Raw genomic sequence first — 20,619 nt, 5'->3', positions numbered from 1 at the left:
ATTAGATGCTTCGTACAATTAGCGCAGACATCCGATGGGAGGGCAGCGATGACACCAGCCCCAGAGACCGCCGCGGACAGAGAGGGCGACCAGCAGGTCACCGAGAGACGCGCGTACGAGGCGGTCATAGGGCGCCTCTCGAAGGCGTCCGTCGACAAGCACTGGGAGCCGTACGTCGACATCCCCTGGGACGAGCAGGAGTTCCTCGTCTTCCAGGACGACCCGCGCTGGGAGCTGCCCGAGGTCGACAGGCTGGGCGGCCACGCCTGGTACCGGGCACAGCCTCCCGAGATCCGCGCCAGGATCGGGCTGTGGCGGGTGGCGACCGCCATGAAGATCGGCCTGCAGTTCGAGAACCTGCTCAAGCGCGGGCTGCTGAACTACGCGTACCGGCTGCCGAACGGCTCCCCCGAGTTCCGCTACGTCTACCACGAGACCATCGAAGAGGGACATCACGGGATGATGTTCCAAGAGTTCGTGAACCGCACGAAACTTCCAATAAAGGGCATGCCGGGGCCGCTGAGCCTGCTCGCGCAGATCACCCCGTGGATCCCGCTGATCTCCACCGAGCTCTTCTTCGTCTTCGTCCTCGGCGGCGAGGACCCGATCGACCACGTGCAGCGCAAGATGATCAAAGCGGGCAGGGCCCGGCATCCGCTGGAGGAGACGATCATACGGATTCACATCGCCGAGGAGGCCAGGCACATCTCCTTCGCCCGCCACTACCTGCGCCGCCGGGTGCCCCGGATGCCCCGCTACCGGCGCTTCACACTGGGCCTCGTCTCCCCTGTCATCCTGGGCATCATGGCCCGGATCATGCTCTCACCGCCAGGCTCGATGATCAGGACGTTCGGCATCCCCGAGGACGTCGTCAGGGAGGTCTACACCGGCAACCCCGAGATGGCCGCGGAGATCCGCGACTCGATCGGCAAGACCCGCGAGCTCTGCGCCGAGCTGGGCCTGATGAACCCCGTCCAGCGCCGGGTGTGGAAGGCGATGGGCATCTGGGCGCCCCCGGCGCCCGGCACGACACGGACCGGGAAGGCGGGCAGATGAGAACGGCGATCGTGACAGGGGGCGCCTCCGGCATCGGCCGGGCCGTCTCCCGCGAGTTCGCCAGGCGCGGCGCGCACGTCGTCATCGCCGACCTGGACGGCGCCGGGGCCGAGCGTGCCGCCAAGGAGCTCGGCGGCTCGGCCGCGACGCTCGACGTCTCCGACGCGCGGGCCGTGGCCGATCTCGTCGAGCGGGTGGCGGCCGAGCGGGGACGGCTCGACGTCGTCTTCAACAACGCCGGAATCGCGGTCGGCGGCACCGTCGACGAGCTCACCCTCGACCACTGGAACCGGACGATCGACGTGAACCTGCGCGGTGTCGTCCACGGCGTCCACGCGGCCTACCCGATCATGAAGCGGCAGGGCTTCGGGCACATCGTGAACACCGCGTCCCTGGCCGGGCTGGTCCCCGCGCCGCTGATGGCGCCCTACACGGCGACCAAGCACGCGGTGGTCGGGCTCTCGCTCGCCCTGCGCGCCGAGGCCGCCGCCCACGGTGTCCGGGTGAGCGTGGTCTGCCCCGGGTTCACCGACACCCCGCTGCTCGACAACGCCAATCCCGGTCTGCCGCAGACCCCGACCGGCGCCGGCGCCCGCGAGTCGGCGAGCAGGACCATGGGCCGTCTCTACTCCGTCGACGCGCTGGCCGCCGACATCATCAGGGGCATGGCCCGCAATCGCGCCCTCATCGTGGCGCCCGCCGTCGGCCGCCTCGCCTGGCGCGGTACCCGCCTCTCCCCCTCGGCCGCCGTCCGGGTGGCCGCCCTCGCCGTCCGCCGCCTGAGCGGGCGCTGAAGGGGCGCCGACCGGCCGGCGCCCCCGAAGAGCCGTGCCGCGCACGCGCGGGGCACGGCTCCCCGCGGCGGACGGCGTCCGGCCGTACGGTCAGGGCACCGAGCGGATCTTCCAGACAAGGGCGGCGCCGAGCAGGGCGAGGGCCGCGGAGGTCAGGTAGAGGACCGGATAGCCGCCGAGACCGGCCACGATGGGACCGGCGATGACCGGGCCGAGCACCTGGGGTCCCGAGTTGGCGATGTTGATGACACCGAGATCCTTGGCACGTCCCTCGGCGGCCGGCAGGACCTGGGTGACCAGGGCGTTGTCGACCGAGAGGTAGATGCCGAAGCCGACCCCCATGATCGCGGCGCCGACCGTCGCCACCGGCCACAGCGGCCAGAACGCGAGCATCACCGCGGGGACCAGGCTGATCAAGCCGGAGGCCGTGACGAGCGCCCTGCGGCGGCCGAGCCGGTCGGAGACGACGCCCGCGACGACGGTGGTGAGCACGACCGTCGTGGTGTAGATCAGGATCAGCGTGAGCAGGCCGTCCTCGGCCCGCTCGCCGGGGAAGAGCCGCTCGTAGCCGACCGCGTCGGTGAGGAAGTACAGCAGGTAGAGCGTGGCGACGGCGTTGCCGAGCTGCATCAGGAAGCGGGTCAGCCAGGCCCAGAAGAAGTCGGGGTGGGCGCGGGGGCTGATCCAGAAACCTCTCAGGAAGGCCCCGAGCTCGAAGGGGGGCCTGGCCGCCAGGCGAGGGTCGGGGGTGGTGAGAACGAAGGGGAGCACGCAGAGCGGGATCAGCACCGCTATCAGGAAATATCCGGATTCGGTGGTGGTGGCGACCATGGTGACCAGGACCACGGCGAGCACCACCCCCAGCGACTGGGGAATCCCGATCCAGCCCGACACCTCACCCCGCTGGCTCACCGGCACGTGGTCGGGCACCCCGGCGGTGAGCGAGGCCTGCATCGCGTTGAGCCCGGCCTGCGCGAGGCACCAGCCGGCCGCCAGGCCGGCGATCGTCCCCTGCCCCGCCAGCAGGACCAGCGCCCCCGCGCCGACCAATGCCCCGGCCAGCGACCACGGGTGCCTGCGCCCGAACCGCCCCGCCGTGCGGTCGGACAACGCCCCCGCGACGGGGTTGAACAGCATCGCGACGGCGGCCCCCAGCCCGGTCACCAGCGCCAGCGCCCCCTCCTTGCCCGCCGGGTCGACCACCGCCACCTGCGAGGGAAGCAGGACCTGGAGCGGCCCGAAGTACCCCATCCAGAGCGCCAGGTTGGCCAGCGAGATGCCGGCCACCCACCAGGGCCCCACCCTGCGCGTCGGCTCCGCGAGCGCCGACCTCGGGTCGGGACCGGGCTGGACAACGCTCATTGGGGCCTCGCATCCTCGTGACTCACGACTCCGAACAAGCGCCCGACAACACGAGGCGTGCCCGGATGCTACGCCGCCTCCCTCCCTTATCAACAGCCCCCGGCCGACACCGGATTCCCACCGGGAGCACGCCTGAGAGCGCCACCGGCAGGGTCAGGAATGGTCGGTGCCCGCGAGCAGGTCCATGGCCTCCTCGTCGGTCAGGGCGTCCAGTTCCTTGATCAGCAGTTCCTCCAGCGCCTCGGCGAGTGAGGCGACGGTGCTCATGGCGAAGACGGTCCGGATCGGGACCTCGATGCCGGTGGCCCGCCTGATCCGCGCCGCCACCCGGGTCGCCAGCAGGGAGTGCCCGCCGAGTGCGAAGAAGTCGTCGAAGACACCGACCGCCCCCGTGCCGAGCAACTCGTCCCAGATCCCGGCCACCAGCCTCTCCGCGTCCGTGCGCGGCGCGACCCGCTCGGCGAAGGAGGCGGCGACCGGTTCGGGGAGCGCGGCGCGGTCGATCTTGCCGCCCGGGGTGAGGGGGAACGCCTCCAGGCTCACCCAGGCGGTGGGGACGAGCTGGCGCGGGAGCGAGTGCCCCAGGTGTTCCCTGAGGTCCGCCGGATCCGCGGTGCCGGTGACGTAGGCGACGAGTTCCTCGCCCCGGCCGGTCACGAAGGCCTGGCCCACCTGCGGGTGGGCGAGCAGGCGGCTCTCCACCTCACCCGGCTCGATCCGGAAACCTCGGATCTTCAGCTGCGCGTCCAGCCGCCCCAGGAACTCCAGCCGCCCGTCGGAGCGCCACCGCGCCCGGTCCCCCGTCCGGTAGCGGCGCGCCCCGGGGGCACCGTACGGGTCGGGGACGAAGACGCCGGCGGTGAGCGCCGGCCTGCCGAGGTAGCCGCGGGCCACCCCGGCCCCGCCGATGACCAGTTCCCCGGCCGCGCCGGGTGGCAGGGGCTCTCCCCTGTCGTCGAGCACCCGGACGGTGGTCTCCGCGATCGGGCCGCCGATCGGCGGGCGGCCCACGACGTCGCGCGCCCCGAGGTCGGCGGCGGTGGCGATCACCGTCCCCTCGGTCGGGCCGTAGGTGTTGACCAGCCGGACCCGGTCGCCGAGCAGGCCGCGCCAGCGCTCCACCGCCGCCGCGGAGACCTGCTCACCACCGAGGATCACCAGGCGGAGCGAGGCGGGCCAGGCGGTCTCGCCCGGCTCCTCGGCCAGTGAGTGCCAGTACGCACTCGGCAGGTCGAGCACGGTGACCGCCTCGCCCTCCGGCGAGGCCAGCAGGTCGGGCAGGCTCGTCGCCCCGTCGGGGAGGAGCACCAGCGTGGCCCCCGCGGCCAGCGCCGGGAAGACCTCCTCGACATGGGCGTCGAAGCTGAGCGAGGCGAACTGGACGACCCGGTCGCCGGAGGTCAGGCCGTAGTCCGCGCGCATCCACCGCACCCGCGCGGCCAGCGCGCCGTGCTCCACCAGCACGCCCTTGGGCACGCCGGTGGAGCCCGAGGTGGTGATGACGTACGCGGCGTCCAGCGGCACGGTCGCGCCCCGGAGGGGGGCGGGGGCGCCGACGGCGCCCCCGGGAGGCGCGGGTGGCGCGGGGGCGACGGCGACGCGGCCCGGCGGCGGTTCGCGCAGGGTGATCAGGTGGGTGGCCGAGCCGTCCGCCATCGAGAAGGCCAGCCGCTCGTCCGGGACGTCGGGGTCGAACGGCAGGTAGGCGGCCCCCGCCCACCAGACGGCGAGCAGCGCGGTGATCGCCTCGATCGAGCGGGGCAGGCAGACCCCGACGACGTCGCCGCGGCCGACCCCGCCGTCACGGAGGACCCCGGCGAGCGCGCCCGCGCGAGCCAGCAACTCGCCGTACGTGACGCTCTCCCGCCCGCAGACCACGGCGACGGCCTCGGGCGTCCGCCGCGCGGCCTGGTGGATCATCTCGGGCACCAGGACGTCCCCGGCGAGCTCGGCGCCGGACGGCCCGGCCGACAGGGTGTGGATGTCGGCGTGGTCGGCGTCGGTCCAGATCGGCAGGGCGGAGAGCGGGGTGTCGGGGCGGGCCGCGACGGATTCGAGGAGCAGGGCGAACCTGGCGGCCAGGCGGCCGACCTCTGCCGCCTCGAACAGGCCCGTGTCATGGCAGAGGGAGAGGCCGAGCCCGTTCTCGTCGGACCACACCTCGACGAGGAGGTCCACCTTGGCCTGCCGGAATCCGGCGTCGATGTCGGTCACGGTCAGCTCGCCGAACGCCCGCCGGGGACCGGCGTCCTGGTTGTGCAGGATGAGCATGGAGGACAGCAGCGACTCCACGGGGTGGCCGAGCTGCTCGAAGGGGACCGAGAAGTTGCCCAGCGCGGCGAGGACCTCGCCACGGCTGCGGCCGATCAGGCCGGTGAACGGCGGGTCGCCCGACAGGTCCCCGCGGAGGATCACCGTCTGGGAGACGTATCCGACCATCGGTTCCAGCTCGACCCGGTCCCGCCCCGCGACGACGGTGCCGACCAGGACGTCGGTCTGCCCGGTGTGCCGCAGCAGCAACGTCTGGTACGCGGCGACCAGCACGGTGAACAGGGTGGTGCGCTGCTCGGCGGCCAGCCGCTCCAGCCGCCGCGCCGTCTCGGGTGACAACCGGACACCCTGGAACTCGCCCCGCCCGCTCCCCGCCCCCTCCCGGCGGAACGGCAGCTCGACCGGGGGCGGCGCGGCGAGCCTCTCCTGCCAGTACGGCACGGCCCGCTCGGCCCTGCGCCGCTGCCAGCGCGCGTAGTCGCCCGCCTGGACCGGCAACGGGCGCAGCCGGGGTTCGGCCCCGGCGAGGCGCGCGGTGTAGCAGTCGGCCAGGTCGTCCAGGATGACGTTGAGCGACCAGCCGTCCGAGATGATGTGGTGCATCGTGACGCAGAGCACATGCCGGTCGTCGGTTATCCGGATCACCGCCACCCGCAGCGGAGGCCCGGCCTCCAGGTCGAACGGCTCGTTGGTCCGCTCGGCCACCAGGCGTTCCGCGTCCTCGCGGCTCCCGGAGCGCAGCCACTCGATCCCGGGTGCCCCGCTCTCCACCACGGCCCAGGGAACGCCGTCCTCCTCGGTGAACCTGGTGCGCAGGCTCTCGTGGCGGGTCAGCACGTCGGTGAGCGCCCAGATCAGCGCGGCCTGGTCGAGGGGGCCGCGAAGCAGGCGTACGAGATACATGTTGTAGGAGGCGTCGTCCGGATCGACGCGCTGCAGGATCCAGAGCCGCTCCTGCGCCGGGGACAGGGGCGCCCTCACGCGCCCGGCCCCAGTTCGTCGAAGATCGCCGCGAGTTCCTCGGCACCGAGGCCGTCGAGCTGCTCGCGCAGCGCGGCGACCTCGACGAGGTCCAGGTCGTCGTCGCCCAGGCGGTCCAGCTGCCGGGCGAGCCCGGCGACGGTCGGATGCTCGAAGAGCGCCACCAGCGGCACGGCGACGCCGAAGCGCGACTGGACCCTGGCGATGATCTGGGCGGCCGTCAGCGAGTGCCCGCCGAGCTCGAAGAAGTCGTCGTCGACCCCGACCGGCCGCTCGATTCCCAGCACCTCCTCCCACATCGCGGCGAGCTCGTCCTCCGCCGAACTCGACGGCGCCCGGTAGGGGGTCGTCGACGCCCGAGCCCGGTCGGGCGCCGGCAGCGCCGCGCGGTCGAGCTTGCCGTTGGGGGTGAGCGGCAGGGCGTCGAGGGTGACGAGGTGCGCGGGCACCATGTACTCGGGCAGGCTCGCCCTGAGTCTGGCGCGCAGCGCCTCCCACGGCCCTTCCGGTGCCGCTCCCTCCGCACCGACCAGGTAGGCCACCAGCGTGGGCAGGCCGTCCGGTCCCCGGTGGACACCGACGGCGGCCTGGCGCACCCACTCCACCGAGCGCAGGACCGTCTCGATCTCCTCCAGCTCGATGCGGAACCCCCGCACCTTGACCTGGCTGTCGGCCCTGCCCAGGTACTCCAGGCGGCCGTCCGGGGTGCGCCGGACGAGGTCGCCGGTCGCGTACATGCGCCCTCCCCCGCCGGCCGCGAAGGGGTCGGGCAGGAAGCGGGCGGCGGTCAGGGCGGGCATGCCCCGGTAGCCGCGGGCCACCCCGGCCCCGCCGATGTGAAGTTCCCCGGCCTCGCCGTCCGCGACCGGCAGGCCGTCGTCGCCCAGGAGGTACAGGGACGTCTCGGAGATCGGCTCCCCCAGCACGACCCGGGCCGGTGCGGGCGCGACGATCCCCGCGGTGGACCACACGGTCGTCTCGGTCGGCCCGTACACGTTCCACAGGCTCGTCCCCGGGGCGAGGAGCGCGTCGGCGAGGTCGCGCGGCAGTGCCTCTCCCCCGCAGAGCCGGGTGCGGATCGTCTCCGGCACTCCGCCGGCCTCCAGCAGGATGCGCCAGGTGGCCGGGGTGGCCTGCAGCGCCGTTATCCGCTCGGCGACCGCCAGCGCCCGCAACCTCCGGCCGTCGGCCGCCTGGCTCGCGGAGGCCACGACGACCCGCGCCCCGCACGCCAGGGGGAGCAGCAACTCCAGGACGGAGATGTCGAACGACAGGGTGGTGACGGCGAGCCAGCGGTCCTCGGGCGTGAGCTTCAGCCGTTCGGCGAACGAGCCGAGCAGGTTCTGCACGGCGCGCCTCGGGACCTCCACCCCCTTGGGCCGCCCGGTGGAGCCCGAGGTGTACATCACGTACGCCAGGTCGCCCCGCGGTCCCCGCGGCGTGTCGCGGCGGGCGGTGGGGGCGGTACCGTCCGGGGCGAGCACGAGGATCCGGGGGACTCCGGCCAGCAGGCGCCGGTCCACGCCGGCCTGGGTCAGCACCAGGCCGATCCCGGCGTCCTGGCGCATGAGCCGCAGCCTGTCCTCGGGGAAGGCGGGGTCGAGCGGGACGTACGCGCCTCCGGCGGCCCAGACCGCCAGGACCGCGACGACCATCCCCGTGGTGCGCTCCATGCACAGCCCGACCGGGACCTCGGGGCCCACTCCCCACTCGCGCAGCAGCGCGGCGAGGTCGTCGACCCGCCGGTGCAGCTCCCGGTAGGTCAGCTCGCCGCCCTGCCCGCTGACCGCCACCGTGTCGGGTGCCGTCGCCGGCCGGTCGCGGATCAGCTCCGGCACCGTCACCATGCCCTCTCCCTGCGGGTCTGGTGCCGTGAGTCCCGGCTCTCGCGCCGGGGAGGACATCACCACGGTCGTACACCTCTCAGGTCGGACAGCCGGAGGCCCGGGTCGGTCCCGGCCCGCTCCACCACGTCGGTGAAGGTGCGGGCCAGGCGCCGCGCGGTTCCGGCGGAGAACAGGTCACTGCTGTAGTCGAGGACGCCGCCGAGGCCCTCGGGCCCCCGCCAGGCGTCCACGGACACCTCGGCCTTGGTACGGCCCGTCGCGGGGACGGGGTAGACCTCGGCCGACAGGTCGCCCATCGTGGTCCGCAGCAGGTCGTCCTTGGGCAGGTTGTGCAGGTTGAACATGGCCTGGAAGAGCGGCGGCCTGCTCAGGTCACGGGGCAGGCGCAACGAGGCGAGGATCCGCTCGAACGGCGTGCCGGCGTGCTGGAGTCCCCGGAAGAGCGTCAGCCTGGTGCGTTTCATCAGTTCGAGGAAGGTGGGGTCGCCCGACAGGTCGGCACGGAGCACGAGCGTGCCGGCGAAGTAGCCGATCAGCGGCTCGATCTCGGTACGGTCCCGGCCGGAGACCGGCACCCCGACGCACAGATCCCGCTGCCCGGAGGCCAGCGAGAGGGTCGCCTGGTAGGCGGCGAGCAGCGCCATGAAGAGCGTGCAGCGCGCGCTCCTGGCGACGTCCTCCAGCCGGGTGATCACCTCGTCGGGCACGAGCAGGCTCTCCTGCCCGCCGCGCCCGCTCCAGCGGGCGGGACGAGGATGGTCGGCGGGGAGGTCGAGCGCCGGCACCCCGGCGAGCGCGCGGGTCCAGTGGTCGAGGTGGGAGGCGTCCTCGTCCCGTTCGGCGCGGCGCCTGTCCTCCTCGGCGAGCTGCGGGTACTGCGCCGGGAGCTCCTCCAGCGCCGGCGGCCTGCCCTCGCGGTGGGCGGCGTAGCACTCGGTCACCTCCCGCATGAGGACGTCCAGCGACCAGCCGTCGACGACGATGTGGTGCAGGACGATGCAGAGCAGGAAGTGCTCCTCGCCCAGCCGCAGCAGCGCCACGCGCAGCGGCGGGCCGCCTTCGAGGTCGAACGGCCGGTTCACGAACTCCACGACGGCCGGGGCCGGGTCGCCGGTGACGTCCGCCCGCTCCACCGGTACCGGCGCGACGGGCACGACGATCTGGACGGGACGGTCACCGGCCAGCCGGAACCGGGTGCGCAGCACGTGGTGCCGCTCGGCGACGCGGGTGAAGGCGGCGGCGAGCGCCCGCACGTCGACGGGGCCGCGCAGCCGCACGCACCAGGGGGTGTGGTACGTGGTGTCGCCGGGGTCGAACCTGCTGAGGAACCAGAGACGCTCCTGCCCGAACGACAGCGGCCACCGCCTGCCCCCGTCCCGCTCCCGCGCCGCCGCCAGCAGCGCCGCGCGCCGTTCCGGCGACAGCCGCGCCAGCCGGCCGAGCAGTTCCTCGCGCCGGTCCTGCGCCGCGTGCTCCGGCGCGGACTCCCGCACCGCGAGGTCCGTCTCCGCGGCGACACGGGGGTCAGGCGTGGTCACCGGCCACCTCCCTGGATCTCGCCGTCGCCGGGCTCTGCTCGATCTCCGCCGTACCGGGAAGGGCCGCCTCCCGGACGGTGGGGCGCTCGATCGGGACGATGCCGCACAGCTCGGCGACCTCGTCCAGCGCCACCTCCTCGGCCACGGCCCTGACCAGCAGCCTCTCCACCCCGCCCAGCAGCGCGTAGGCGGTGGAGCGCGGCAGGCAGGCGGTGTCGGTCAGCAGGTAGAGCCGGCAGGTGTTCGTGGCGGGCCCGGTGGCGAAGAAGACCGTGGCGTCCACCGCGTCCCAGGCGCCGACCGGGAAGAACCTGGTCCGCTCGGTGAGGGCGGCGACCGCGGCCGGATCCCCCGCCGGTTCCACCTTGGGCAGGTTGGGCCAGTGAGCGGTGGTCCGCGCGTCGTTGAAGTAGGCGGACAGGTCGACGGGACCGCCACGCTCCCTTCCGATCTCCTCGCGCAGCGCCATCATCCGGTACGGGTCGTAGTGCGCGTTGCGGTAGGCCGTCAACGCCCGCCGGTGCCCGGCACGGACCACGTCGGCGAACGTCCCGTCCGGCAGATCGAGGACGAGGAGCCCGTCCTGCACCGCGGTGCCGGCCATGGCCGCGGTCCTGGGGTCGTGCCGGTTGGCCACGATCAGCTGCATGACCACCCGGCGGTGCCCGGTGAGCGCGCCCAGCAGCACCGCGCTCGCCGTGGTCAGCACGCTGGCCGTGCTGACCGACCACCGCTCGGCCAGGATCTCGGCGGCGGCGGCGACGGCCACCGACTCCATGCCGACCCGGACGAACCTCGGCTCCTCCGCCGTGATGCGGGGGAAGTCGAACATGGTCTCCGGCGCCCTCGAAAGCTCGGCGCGGCAGTGGCGGAGCGCCCGCTCACCGCGGGCCGCTCCCGCCCCCTCACGCTCGAAGGCGGCCTGGTCCAGCGGCTGCCACCCGGGAGCGGGCAGCTCGTCCCCGGCCAGCAGCGCCCGCCAGTCACCCGCGAGCACGTCCAGCGCCCAGCCGTCCACCGCCAAGTGGGACAGCGCGAAGGCCACCGCGCGCGGGCGGCCGCCAACGGTCACGACGGCGCAGCGGAACGGCAGCTCGACCGCGTAGTCGAAGCCCCTGGCTGCCAGCCCCTCAGACACCTTCTTGGCGGCGGCGAGTGGCTTGTCCTCCCCGGCGTCGACCACCTCGACGTCGAACCGGCCCCGGCTCGCCACCCGCTGGACCGGCCCGTCGGCGGCGTCCTCACAGGTGGTCCTGAGGGTCTCGTACCGCTCGACGAGGCCGCGCAGGGCGCCGATGACGGCGCCCTGGGTGTGTCTGCCGTAGACGGGCAGCACCCAGGGCATGTTGAAGTACGGGTCGCCGTCCTCAAGCCACCGGGTGATCCTCCAGATGGCCAGCTGGCCCCAGGTGAGCGGCGACTCGCCGCCCCGCGCCCCGGAGAACTCGACGGTCACCACCGATGACCCGGATTCGGCCGTCATCGGGCTCTGGCTATCTCTTCGACGACGCCCTCGACGGTCGGGGAGTCGATGAACACCTCGAAGGAGAGCTCGACGCCCATCCCGTCCCGGACACGGGCGATGATCTGGGTGATCGTCAGCGAGTGACCACCGAGGTCGAACAGGTCGTCGTCCGGCTGGACCGTGTCCACACCGAGCACCTCGCACCAGATCGCCGTGACCTGCCCGAGGAGCTCGACGTCCTCCCCCCTGGCGCCTTCGCCGCCGGAGACCGGACCGGTGACGAGGCCGTGATCGGCCTGATCGTCGGGGACGATCCGGGGAGGCAGGGGCAGCTCGTCGAGCGGGGCGCCGGGGCGGGCCGCGATACCGGCGAGCAGAACCCGCAGTTGCTCGGCGACGCCCTCGCAGGCGGCGCGGTCCAGGATCTCGGGATTGAACCGCAGGCGGGCCTCGGCCCCGGCCGTGCCGTCGGCGCCGTCGACGACCTGCAGGTGCAGAGTGTTGCGGACCGCGCCGTTGGACGCCGTCCAGTCGACCGAGGCGTCCAGCCCCGCGAAGGAGGGGTCACCGGCCGGGCGTCTGCGGTAGCTGACCGAGACGGGGGTGAGCGCGGAGCGCGGGCTGATCCCGCCCAGCGCCCTGGCCAGGGGAATCTCGCGATAGCGGTAGATCGCCCGTAGCTCCTCCCTGATCGACAGGGCGAACTCGGCGAACGTCCCGGCCGGGCTGGAGGCCACGGGCAGCTCGTTGACGAACGCCCCCACGTGCTCGCGCGTCTCCTCGGTCCTGGTGGACAGGTCCACCGCCACCGTGACGCGGGCGTTGCCGTACCCGTACAGGAGCGTGTGCAGTGCGGCCAGCACGACCTCGAAGCGGGTCAGGCCCAGGTCGGCGGCGATGGCGGCGACCTCGCCGCCGAGACGGAACTCCACGGTGTCACCGGGCGCGGCGCGCAGCGAGGTGCGGGTGAGGCCGGGCAGCAGCAGGTCCTGCCCGTCCTGCCATCTCGGCCGCCAGAACTCCGCCGCCTCCTCCAGCGCGGCGGCGACCCGGCCCTGCTCGGCGCGGGCGATCTCGTCGCAGGAGAGCGTCAGGGGGGCGAGGGTGGAACCCCCGTAGGCTGCGGCGATGTCACGGAGCAGCAGATCCTTGGAGACGCCGTCGAAGACGGCGTGGTGGGCGACGATCTGCAGCAGGTGCCGCTCGGCCCCCAGCCTGAAGAGGGTGAACCTGGCCGGCGGACCCGACTCCAGGTCGAAGGGGCGCGCCACCTCCTCCTCAAGCCGGCCGGGCTCGGGCGGGGTCTCCTCGAAGCGGATCGGCGGGGGCACCTTGCCGGGGAGCAGGCGGACCTCGCCGTCCCGCTCCGCCAGGACCGCGGCGAGCACGGGATGTCGCTCGACGGCCGCGGCACAGGCGGCGAGCATCGCACCGGTGTCGAGCGGGCCGTCGAGCCGCAGGGTGAGCGGCATCGCGTAGACCCGGCCACCGGCGCCCATCCGCTCGGTGATCCACATCCCGTGCTGGGCGAAGGTCGCCCGGTCCCATCCCGCTGTGAGCGACATCGACATCTTCACGCGCCTTCCGTCTGACCTGTCGCGGCGACCTCGAACAGGCCCCGCAGCTCCCTTTTGACGACCTTTCCCGACTGGTTCCTGGGCAGGGTGTCGACGACGAGCACCCGTTCGGGGAGCTCGTGCCCGGCCAGGCGGTCCATCAGGAAGGCCCGTAGATCCCCGCCGGAGGTCCCGGCGGACCGCAGCACCACCGCCGCGGCGAGCACGCTGCCGAGTACCGGGTGCGGGACGCCGAGCACCGCGGCCTCCGCGACGGCCTCGTGCTCGTGGAGCGCCGCCTCCACCTGGAGCGTGGAGACCTTGAACGCGCCCGACTTGACCACGTCGCTCTCCCGGTCGACGAGGTGGAGGTAGCCCTCGGCGTCCAGGCGGCCGATGTCCCCCATCCGCACCCAGCCGCCCCTGAACGCCTCGGCGCCCGCCTGCTCGTCCCGGTAGTAGAAGCGGGTGGCGGTGGGTGAGCACATCCAGACCTCGCCGGTCTCTCCCGGGGGCAGCGGGTCGCCGTGCGCGTCGGTGATGCGCAGGGCCCCGCCGAACGCGGGCCGTCCCAGCGCCCCCGGCCTGGACGGATCGAAGATCATGATGGTCTGGGCGGGAGCGGCCTCGGTGGAGGTGTAGTAGTTGGTGACCGTCGCGTTGGGGAAGGCGTCGGCCAGGCGCGCGGCCACCGCGGGCGGTAGGGCCGAGGCGGCCGAACCGAGCAGCAGGACGCTCGACATGTCGTGGCGCTCGTGCAGCCCCGCGTTGAGGAACTCGATGGCCATGGCGGGTACGACGAACACGGTGCCGACCCGGCGCGACTCGATCAGCCGGGCGAGACGGCCGGGGGTGAAACGCCCGAGGGTGAGCATGGCCGGACGGGCGTCCAGCGCGTTCATCAGCATCGTCTGACCGGCGTTGGTACCGATCGGGAAGGCGTGCAGCAAGTGGCGCGAGTGGCCGAACCTGCGGCGGTTGGGGCGGGTCTCGCAGCCGAAGGCCAGGTTGGCGTGGCTGGCGCCCACGCCCTTGGGCAGCCCCGTGGTGCCCGAGGTGTAGAGGATCTGGGCCAGGTCCGCGGGCTCGACCCGCACCCCGGGCGGCCCCGCCGTCCCCCCCTCCAGTTCCGCGACGGCCGCGCTCCAGCGGTCGCCTTCCGGCGGGGTGAGGTCGCGCCCGCACAGCAGGGCCGAGGCCGAGCAGTGTTCCAGCATGTGCCGTACCTCGGCGGGCGCGAGCCGGTCGGAGAGCGGCACGGCGACGGCGCCGGTCTTCTGGACCGCGCAGTAGGCGACGGCGAAGTCGACCCAGTCCCGGCTCCCGAAGAGCAGCCCGATCCGGTCGCCCCGCCGCACGCCGCGGTCGAGCAGCCCGTGCGCGACGTCGTCCGAGCGCCGGTCCCACTCGCCGAACGTCATCGACGCGACGCCCTCGACGATCACCGCCTCCCGCTCGGGGTCCTGCTCGGCGCGGAGCGCGAGCATCTGCGGCACGGTCTCCGGGCTCACGAGGTCCGCTCGCTCACGTAACCGACCAGCAGCGGGAAGCTGTCGAGGTAGGCGGCGCCCCCGCCGAGGTCGAGGGCGACGTCGAACTCGTCCTCGACGGCGTCGATGAGCCGGAGCAGCGCCAGCGAGGTGACGCCCAGCGCGGACAGGGAGGTGTCGGAGCCGGCGATCTCGTCGGCGGTGAGCCGCCCGTCGCAGGCGACGGAGATCATCCCGGCGATCCTGGAGGCCAGCGGGTCGGTCATGCCACCTCCCCCCGCGCGCTGAGCGGGCGCATGTCCGTCCACACCTCGTCGATGTGGGCGAGGCAGCCCTCCCTGTCCCCCTCGAAACCCTCGGCCCGCCACCCGGCGGGCAGCTCCCTGCCCGCCGGCCAGATCGAGTACTGCTCCTCGTCGTTGAGCACCACCAGGAAACTCATGACCCAACCTCCTCTTTCTTGCGGGTACGGCTCCGCAGAGCCTCGAAACCGACCAGGTCGTCGGGGAGCGCGTCGGGTACGTCGGCGTCGAAGCGGGCCAGCACCCGCACGCGCATGGCGACGAGCGCGATGACGGCGATGGCCAGCCCGAAGCAGGCGTACATGAAACCGATGCCGCGGCCCTCGCCGGTGCCGATCAGCAGGCCGACGGTGCCGGCCAGCGGGCCTTCGGGGGCGAGCAGCGGCTCGAACAGGGCGCTGCCGTACGGCGCGACCAGGCCGAAGCCGATCGGCAGCGTGGACCAGGCGACGAGGGTGTTGAGCGCGATGACCCGGCCGTGGAACCGCTGTGCCACCTTGACCTGGATGATCGTGGCGTAGACGCCGTTCAGCAGGGTCAGGCAGAACGACATGCCGAACGAGCCGACCGCGATCAGGGCGAGGTTCTGCTGGAATCCGGTGAGCACGCAGAACACCGCCAGGGCGAGCGTGGCGAGCAGCACCCCGTACAGGCGCCGCCTGCGGGGCCCGCCCCAGACGGTCATCAGCAGGCCGCCGAGGAAGACCCCGAGCCCTCCCGCGAACGCGACCCTGCCGACGTCGTCGAGCGTCGCGAACGACAGGACCAGTGGGGAGATCATCAGGAAGAGCGGCGACAGGAAGACGTTGAGCACCGCGAAGAACACGAGCATGCCGCGGAAGCCGGGGTTGCCCCACGAGTGGCGGATGCCGTTCACCATCTCGGCCAGGACGCTCTCCCTGCGGCGCCAGGGCATGGCGGTCGGGAAGCGGACGAACAGCAGGACCAGCGTGGCGACCAGGTAGCTGGCGACGTCGATGATGAGGATGCCCTCCAGCCCGATCGTGGCCATCAGCCCGGTCGCGATCAGCGGCACGACGAGCTGGGCGGTGCCCGTGGCCATCTGGACGACGCCGTTGGCATGGCCGAGGAACCGCTTGGGGACCAGCTGCGGGATCGCCGAGCCGTAGGCGAACCGCTGGAAGGTCAGCGCGATCGACAGGCAGACGAGCAACGGATATATGTGCCAGATCTGCAGATTTCCGGTCCAGAGCAGCACGCCCAGCGCGAGCTGCGTGCTCCCGGCGCCGATGTCCCCGCACAGCATGACCCTGCGCCGGTCGTAACGGTCCACGATCGCTCCGGCGAGCGGCGCCACCAGCATGCCGGGCACCAGTCCCAGCACCGCGAACAGCGCGAACCTGGCCAGCGACCCGGTGGTCAGGTAGATCCAGATCGGGATGGCGAACTCGGTCAGCGCGGACCCGGTGATCGAGACCAGCTGCCCCACCGAGACCAGCAGGAACCGCCGCATGCCGGGCGGAGGCCCACCGGGGGCGGTGCCGGTGATGGTGACGGTGCCGGGCTCGTCGGGGCCGACCATCCGGAGGTCGGCCCGGCCGCCGGTCCGCGTGGCACCGTCGGAGCCCTCCGCGGCGCCGGACTCGGGCACAGGGACGAGTGCGGGGGCGAAGGCGGGGGGCGAGTCGGAGCGGTGGGGCTCGCCGGAGACGCCCTGGAGCCACCAGGTGGAGTCCTCGGTGCGTTCCAGCGGCGCGGTCTGTCCTCGGGCCAGGGCCAGGTGGGTACCGGTGAGGATGTCGGCCAGTTCCCGCGCCCGGTACTTCACGAAGAAGTGCCCGGCCTCGTCCAGCACCACGCAGGCGGCGGTGCCGGACAGGCGCAGCCACTCGCGGTAGCGCTCCTGGTAGAACTCGGTCGCCGGGTCCCGCTCCCCCACCACCGCGATGACCGGTGCCGCGAAGGGCCGGGCCTCCTCCTCGAACAGCCGGGTGAAGTAGCGCTCCGCCATGCGGGTGCCCTGGCGGCGGTTCTCGATGATCAGCCTGAGCTGGTCACGCTCGAACTCCTCGACGTCGAGCCCCGCCGCGGAGAGCGCGTTGATCCTGCCCTGGTCGCTGGTCATCCGGTCCATCAGGGTGCCGAGCCAGCCCAGGCCGCGCCCTGGGCGGGCGAAGGGGAACACGCCGCCGAGGTAGATCGCGTCGACCGGGCGGCCCGCCGCCTCCAGGTGCCGGGCGATCTCCACGATCAGCATGACGCCGAGCCCGCAGTGCCCGTAGAGCACCAGTGGCCCGCGCACCCCGGCGAGGATCTCCTCGGCACACTCGCGGGCGACCTCGTCGAACGGCCGCGACCGCTCGCCGAGCTCGTGCCCCGGAACCGCGACCGAGTACAGCGCCCAGTCGGCGGGCAGCGCGTCGGCCAGCGGCTGGTAGACGACGGCGCTGCCGCCGCCGAACGGCACGCAGACCATGGTGGCCTTGGCGGTGCGGGGCGGGGTGAGCCGGTGCAGCAGCTCTCGCCCGCCGTCGCCGCCGGTCTCCAGCAGCCGGGCCAGTTCCCTGACCGTGCGGTTCTTGAACAGCTCCAGCACGGTCACCGCCCGCTCGGGGACCTGCGCGCGCAGCCGGGCGATCACCCGCATGGCGAGCAGCGAGTGGCCGCCCAGATCGAAGAAGTCGTCGAGCGCGCCGACCCGCTCCACCTCCAGGATCTCGGCCCAGATCCCGGCGACCGTCTCCTCCAGCGCGGTCTCCGGCGGCACGAACCCCGCGGCCGAGACCTCGGCGGCGGGATCCGGCAGCTTCGACCTGTCGACCTTGCCGTGGGATTTCAGCGGCAGCTCGTCCAGCCACACGTAGCGGGCCGGGATCATGTAGTCGGGGAGCCGCTCGGCCAGCCAGGACCGCATCTCGGCGGCCTCCGGGGCAGCCGGGCCGGCCTGTCCGACCAGGTAGGCGACCAGGCGCCCGCCTCTCAGATCCACGACGGCGCCCCTCACCCCCGGATGCTCGGAGAGCACCGCCTCCACCTCCGCCGGCTCCACCCGGTAGCCGCGGACCTTCACCTGCAGGTCACGCCGGCCGAGGAACTCCAGCTCCCCGCCGGGCAGCCAGCGGCCGAGGTCGCCGCTGCGGTACATCCGGGCACCGGGGGCGCCGTACGGGTCGGGCAGGAAGCGGTCGGCGGTCAGCCCGGGACGGCCCAGGTAGCCGCGGGCCAGGCGGTCGCCGCCCAGGTAGAGCTCGCCGGGAACCCCGGCCGGGACCGGCCGCAGGTTGTCGTCGAGCACGTGTACCAGCGCCCCGGGCATGGGTGATCCGATGGGCAGCGCCGTCCCTGCCCCCGGAGCGGCCCCCGAGGCGGCCCGGGGGGCGGGGGCGGCACCGTCCGGCACGACTCCGGAAGCGGTGCCGGGCTCGACGGAGTAGGTGGTGACACCGACGGTGGCCTCGGTGGGGCCGTAGTGGTTGATCACCCGGCACCGCCCGGCCGCCGCGAGCTCCGCGGCCCAGGCGCGCGGTGCCGCCTCGCCGCCGAGGATCAGCAGCCTGCCGGGGAGCAGTTCGTCCGGGGTCGCGTCGGCGAGCAGCGCCGCCAGGTGGGATGGGGTGATCTTGAGATAGTCGACGCCGTGCCTGCGGAAGTAGGCCGCCAGTTCCGGTGCGGCCGTGCGCGGGGGGATGAGGTGCAGCGCGCCCCCGGTCATCAGGCACAGGTAGAAGATCGTCACCCCGAAGTCGAAGGCGAGCGACTGGAGCAGTCCGAACACCCCGCCCGGCTCGATCTCCAGCCGCTCCCGCACCCCGGCGAGATAGACCATGACCTGCCGGTGCTGCACGGCCACGCCCTTGGGCCGCCCGGTGGTCCCCGAGGTGTAGATGACGTACGCCAGGTCGTCGGGGGTCACGCCGCTCTCCACCGGCCCGGCGCCCTGCCTGTCGGAGTCCTCGGCGCCTTCCGGGTCGCCTTCCGGGTCGCCCGAGGCGGGGACTCCGACCGTGGGCAGCCCCTCCGGCAGGCGGTCACGGAGGTCGGACGCGGTCACGGCCACCCGCGCCCCGGCGTCGGAGAGCACGTAGGCGATCCGGTCACCGGGATGGTCGGGCTCCAGCGGGAGATAGGCGGCGCCCGCCTTGAGCACGCCGAGCACCGCGACGGCCGTGTCCGCCGACTGCTCCAGGAAGACGGCGACCCGGTCGCCGCGGCCCACGCCGGCCCGCCGCAGCAGGCGCGCGAGCCGCTCCGCCCGCCTCTGGAGCTCCGCGTAGCTGAGCGAGGTGTCGCCCGCCACGACCGCGACGGCGTCCGGGGTGAGCCGGGCCCGCTCGGACACGGCCTCGTGCAACAGCCCGGCGCCGAAGGGGGTCACGGGGGTGGACTCGCCGAGTGCCAGGACCCGGCGACGCTCGTCCGGCGGGAGGATCTCAAGCTCGGAGATCGGCGCGCCGGGGTCGGCGACGATCGACCTCATCAGGTTCTCGAAGCACGCCGCCATCCGCGCGACGGTGCCGGGGTCGAACAGCGCGGTGCTGTAGGTGAGGTGACCGGCGAGCCCGTGGGGGGTCTCGAACAGGTAGAGGGCCAGGTCGAACCGGCTGGCCGTGGCCTTCACCGGGTAGGGGGTCATGGTCAGGCCCGGGGCCTCCAGCGGCCTGGAGCGGTAGTTCTGCAGGGCGAACATCACCTGGAACACCGGTGACCTGCTGACGTCCCTCTCCACGCCCAGCTCGCTGACGAGCCGGTCGAAGGGGAGCTCCTGGTGGGCATAGGCGTCCAGCGCCGTCTCCCTGACCCTGGCCAGCAGTTCGGCGAACGTGGGGTCGCCGGACAGGTCCGCGCGCATCGGCAGCGAGTTGACGAACACGCCGACCACCCGCTCCAGCTCGGGCAGGTCCCGCCCGGAGACGGGCGAGCCGACCGCGAAGTCGTACTGCCGCGCGTAGCGCGAGAGCAGCACCTCGAAGGCGGCGAGCAGGATCATGTACGGGGTGGCGCCGTGGGCGCGGCCCAGCGCGGTGACCGCCGCGCTGAGCTCGGCGTCCAGGGCCACGCCACAGGCGGCGCCCTCCCAGCTCTGCTCGGCAGGACGCGGGCGGTCGGCGGGGAGCTCCAGCGGGGGCAGCCCGTCCAGACGCCGCCGCCAGTAGCGGATCTCCTCGGTGTGGTCGCGCTCCCGCTGCCAGTGCGCGTAGTCGCCGTAGCTCACCGGCACCGGCGGCAGCTCCGGGTCGCGGTCCGCACGGTACGCGGCGTGCAGGGTGAGGAGCTCCTCCATGACGATGTCGCACGACCAGCCGTCGGTCATCGCGTGGTGCATGGTGAGCAGCAGTACGTGCTCGAACGGTCCAAGCCCGACCAGGAGCGCCCGCAGCGGCGGGCCCGCGGCGAGATCGAAGGGCCTGGCCAGCTCCTCGTCGATCTCCGCGAGGTCGCCGGCGGTCCGCAGCACGACCGCGGGCGCGTCGTCGACGACGACCGCGGGACCGCCGTCGGGGGTGGTGACCAGCCGGGTGCGCAGGCTCTCGTGCCGGAGGGCCACCTCGGTCAGCGCTCGGGCGAGTGCCTCGGCGTCGATCTCCCCCTCCAGCGTGGCCGCGAAGGCCACGGTGTAGGCGGAGGTACCGGGGGCGTACTGCTCCAGGAACCAGAGCCGTTCCTGCGCCGGGGAGAGCGGGGGCACCGCTCCGGAAGGGCGCGGCGGAATCGCCGCCGTGACGACGCGGCCGCCCAGTCGCTGGGCGAGCAGTGCTTTCTTGGCCGGTGAGAGGCCGGTTCGCGTCAAGACACCTCCGTACTGGCGAAGAGGAACCCGTGAGCGTTCCCCCGCGGCGGGGAACGGGATCGCCCGAGTGTGCGATCCCATGTCGGCCGGCCGGATCGGCGCGGCCCGGAGACCTGCGCGGCGCGGAGTCACCCCGGCGCCGAAAGATGTGAGCGTTCGGGCGAGTGGGGGCGCCCGAACGGGCGCCTCATGTCACCGCGCGGACGCA

Annotated in this window: 12 protein-coding genes; 2 read left to right on the top strand and 10 right to left on the bottom strand. The window is 73.3% G+C overall.

Going from position 1 to position 20,619, the window contains the following annotated elements; genetic code table 11:
* Positions 1-48: 48 nt before the first annotated feature.
* Positions 49-1,056, top strand: coding sequence for an AurF N-oxygenase family protein (locus ABT061_RS28565; RefSeq protein WP_350923658.1), 1,008 nt, complete (start codon positions 49-51; stop codon positions 1,054-1,056).
* A complete protein-coding gene (locus ABT061_RS28560; RefSeq protein WP_350923656.1) occupies positions 1,053-1,850 on the top strand; it encodes an SDR family NAD(P)-dependent oxidoreductase in 798 nt (265 codons plus the stop codon). The genes ABT061_RS28565 and ABT061_RS28560 overlap by 4 nt, the downstream gene beginning before the upstream one ends.
* A gap of 90 nt (positions 1,851-1,940) precedes the next feature.
* Here the strand turns inward: ABT061_RS28560 and ABT061_RS28555 are convergent, their stop codons facing one another.
* The 10 genes from ABT061_RS28555 to ABT061_RS28510 form a co-directional block, all read right to left on the bottom strand.
* Complete coding sequence (locus ABT061_RS28555; RefSeq protein ID WP_350923654.1) at positions 1,941-3,212, bottom strand: MFS transporter; 1,272 nt, start codon at positions 3,210-3,212, stop codon at positions 1,941-1,943.
* Between the two features lie 153 nt (positions 3,213-3,365).
* Positions 3,366-6,464: a non-ribosomal peptide synthetase gene (locus ABT061_RS28550; RefSeq protein ID WP_350923651.1), complete on the bottom strand. Its 3,099-nt coding sequence runs from the start codon at positions 6,462-6,464 to the stop codon at positions 3,366-3,368.
* A complete protein-coding gene (locus ABT061_RS28545) occupies positions 6,461-8,311 on the bottom strand; it encodes a non-ribosomal peptide synthetase (RefSeq protein WP_350923650.1) in 1,851 nt (616 codons plus the stop codon). The genes ABT061_RS28550 and ABT061_RS28545 overlap by 4 nt, the downstream gene beginning before the upstream one ends.
* Before the next feature lie 56 nt (positions 8,312-8,367).
* The gene (locus ABT061_RS28540) at positions 8,368-9,849 is read right to left on the bottom strand and encodes a condensation domain-containing protein (RefSeq protein ID WP_350923648.1); all 1,482 of its coding nucleotides are present in this window, start codon (positions 9,847-9,849) and stop codon (positions 8,368-8,370) included.
* Entirely contained in the window at positions 9,836-11,332 is a 1,497-nt protein-coding gene (locus ABT061_RS28535; RefSeq protein WP_350923646.1) for a condensation domain-containing protein, read from the bottom strand. The genes ABT061_RS28540 and ABT061_RS28535 overlap by 14 nt, the downstream gene beginning before the upstream one ends.
* Positions 11,329-12,879 (bottom strand): condensation domain-containing protein, encoded by a 1,551-nt coding sequence (locus tag ABT061_RS28530; RefSeq protein ID WP_350923644.1) that lies wholly within the window; start codon positions 12,877-12,879, stop codon positions 11,329-11,331. The genes ABT061_RS28535 and ABT061_RS28530 overlap by 4 nt, the downstream gene beginning before the upstream one ends.
* Positions 12,880-12,887: 8 nt before the next feature.
* Complete coding sequence (locus ABT061_RS28525) at positions 12,888-14,381, bottom strand: class I adenylate-forming enzyme family protein (protein ID WP_350923642.1); 1,494 nt, start codon at positions 14,379-14,381, stop codon at positions 12,888-12,890.
* Positions 14,378-14,626, bottom strand: coding sequence for an acyl carrier protein (locus ABT061_RS28520; RefSeq protein WP_350923640.1), 249 nt, complete (start codon positions 14,624-14,626; stop codon positions 14,378-14,380). The genes ABT061_RS28525 and ABT061_RS28520 overlap by 4 nt, the downstream gene beginning before the upstream one ends.
* Positions 14,623-14,802, bottom strand: a complete 180-nt coding sequence (locus ABT061_RS28515) for an MbtH family protein (protein WP_350923638.1) — start codon at positions 14,800-14,802, stop codon at positions 14,623-14,625. The genes ABT061_RS28520 and ABT061_RS28515 overlap by 4 nt, the downstream gene beginning before the upstream one ends.
* Positions 14,799-20,492 (bottom strand): non-ribosomal peptide synthetase/MFS transporter, encoded by a 5,694-nt coding sequence (locus ABT061_RS28510; RefSeq protein WP_350923636.1) that lies wholly within the window; start codon positions 20,490-20,492, stop codon positions 14,799-14,801. The genes ABT061_RS28515 and ABT061_RS28510 overlap by 4 nt, the downstream gene beginning before the upstream one ends.
* Positions 20,493-20,619: the final 127 nt, after the last annotated feature.

This window comes from Streptosporangium sp. NPDC002544 (assembly GCF_040295965.1).
Classification (GTDB): domain Bacteria; phylum Actinomycetota; class Actinomycetes; order Streptosporangiales; family Streptosporangiaceae; genus Streptosporangium.
The sequence above is the reverse complement of the archived record's forward strand: the minus strand, read 5'-3'. Positions and strand labels throughout refer to the sequence as shown.

Coding starts and splice junctions, on each gene's coding strand:
- ABT061_RS28565 (WP_350923658.1), top strand. CDS start 49: ATGACACCAGCCCCAGAGACCGCCGCGGACAGAGAGGGCGACCAGCAG.
- ABT061_RS28560 (WP_350923656.1), top strand. CDS start 1,053: ATGAGAACGGCGATCGTGACAGGGGGCGCCTCCGGCATCGGCCGGGCC.
- ABT061_RS28555 (WP_350923654.1), bottom strand. CDS start 3,212: ATGAGCGTTGTCCAGCCCGGTCCCGACCCGAGGTCGGCGCTCGCGGAG.
- ABT061_RS28545 (WP_350923650.1), bottom strand. CDS start 8,311: ATGGTGACGGTGCCGGAGCTGATCCGCGACCGGCCGGCGACGGCACCC.
- ABT061_RS28535 (WP_350923646.1), bottom strand. CDS start 11,332: ATGACGGCCGAATCCGGGTCATCGGTGGTGACCGTCGAGTTCTCCGGG.
- ABT061_RS28530 (WP_350923644.1), bottom strand. CDS start 12,879: ATGTCGCTCACAGCGGGATGGGACCGGGCGACCTTCGCCCAGCACGGG.
- ABT061_RS28520 (WP_350923640.1), bottom strand. CDS start 14,626: ATGACCGACCCGCTGGCCTCCAGGATCGCCGGGATGATCTCCGTCGCC.
- ABT061_RS28515 (WP_350923638.1), bottom strand. CDS start 14,802: ATGAGTTTCCTGGTGGTGCTCAACGACGAGGAGCAGTACTCGATCTGG.
- ABT061_RS28510 (WP_350923636.1), bottom strand. CDS start 20,492: ATGGGATCGCACACTCGGGCGATCCCGTTCCCCGCCGCGGGGGAACGC.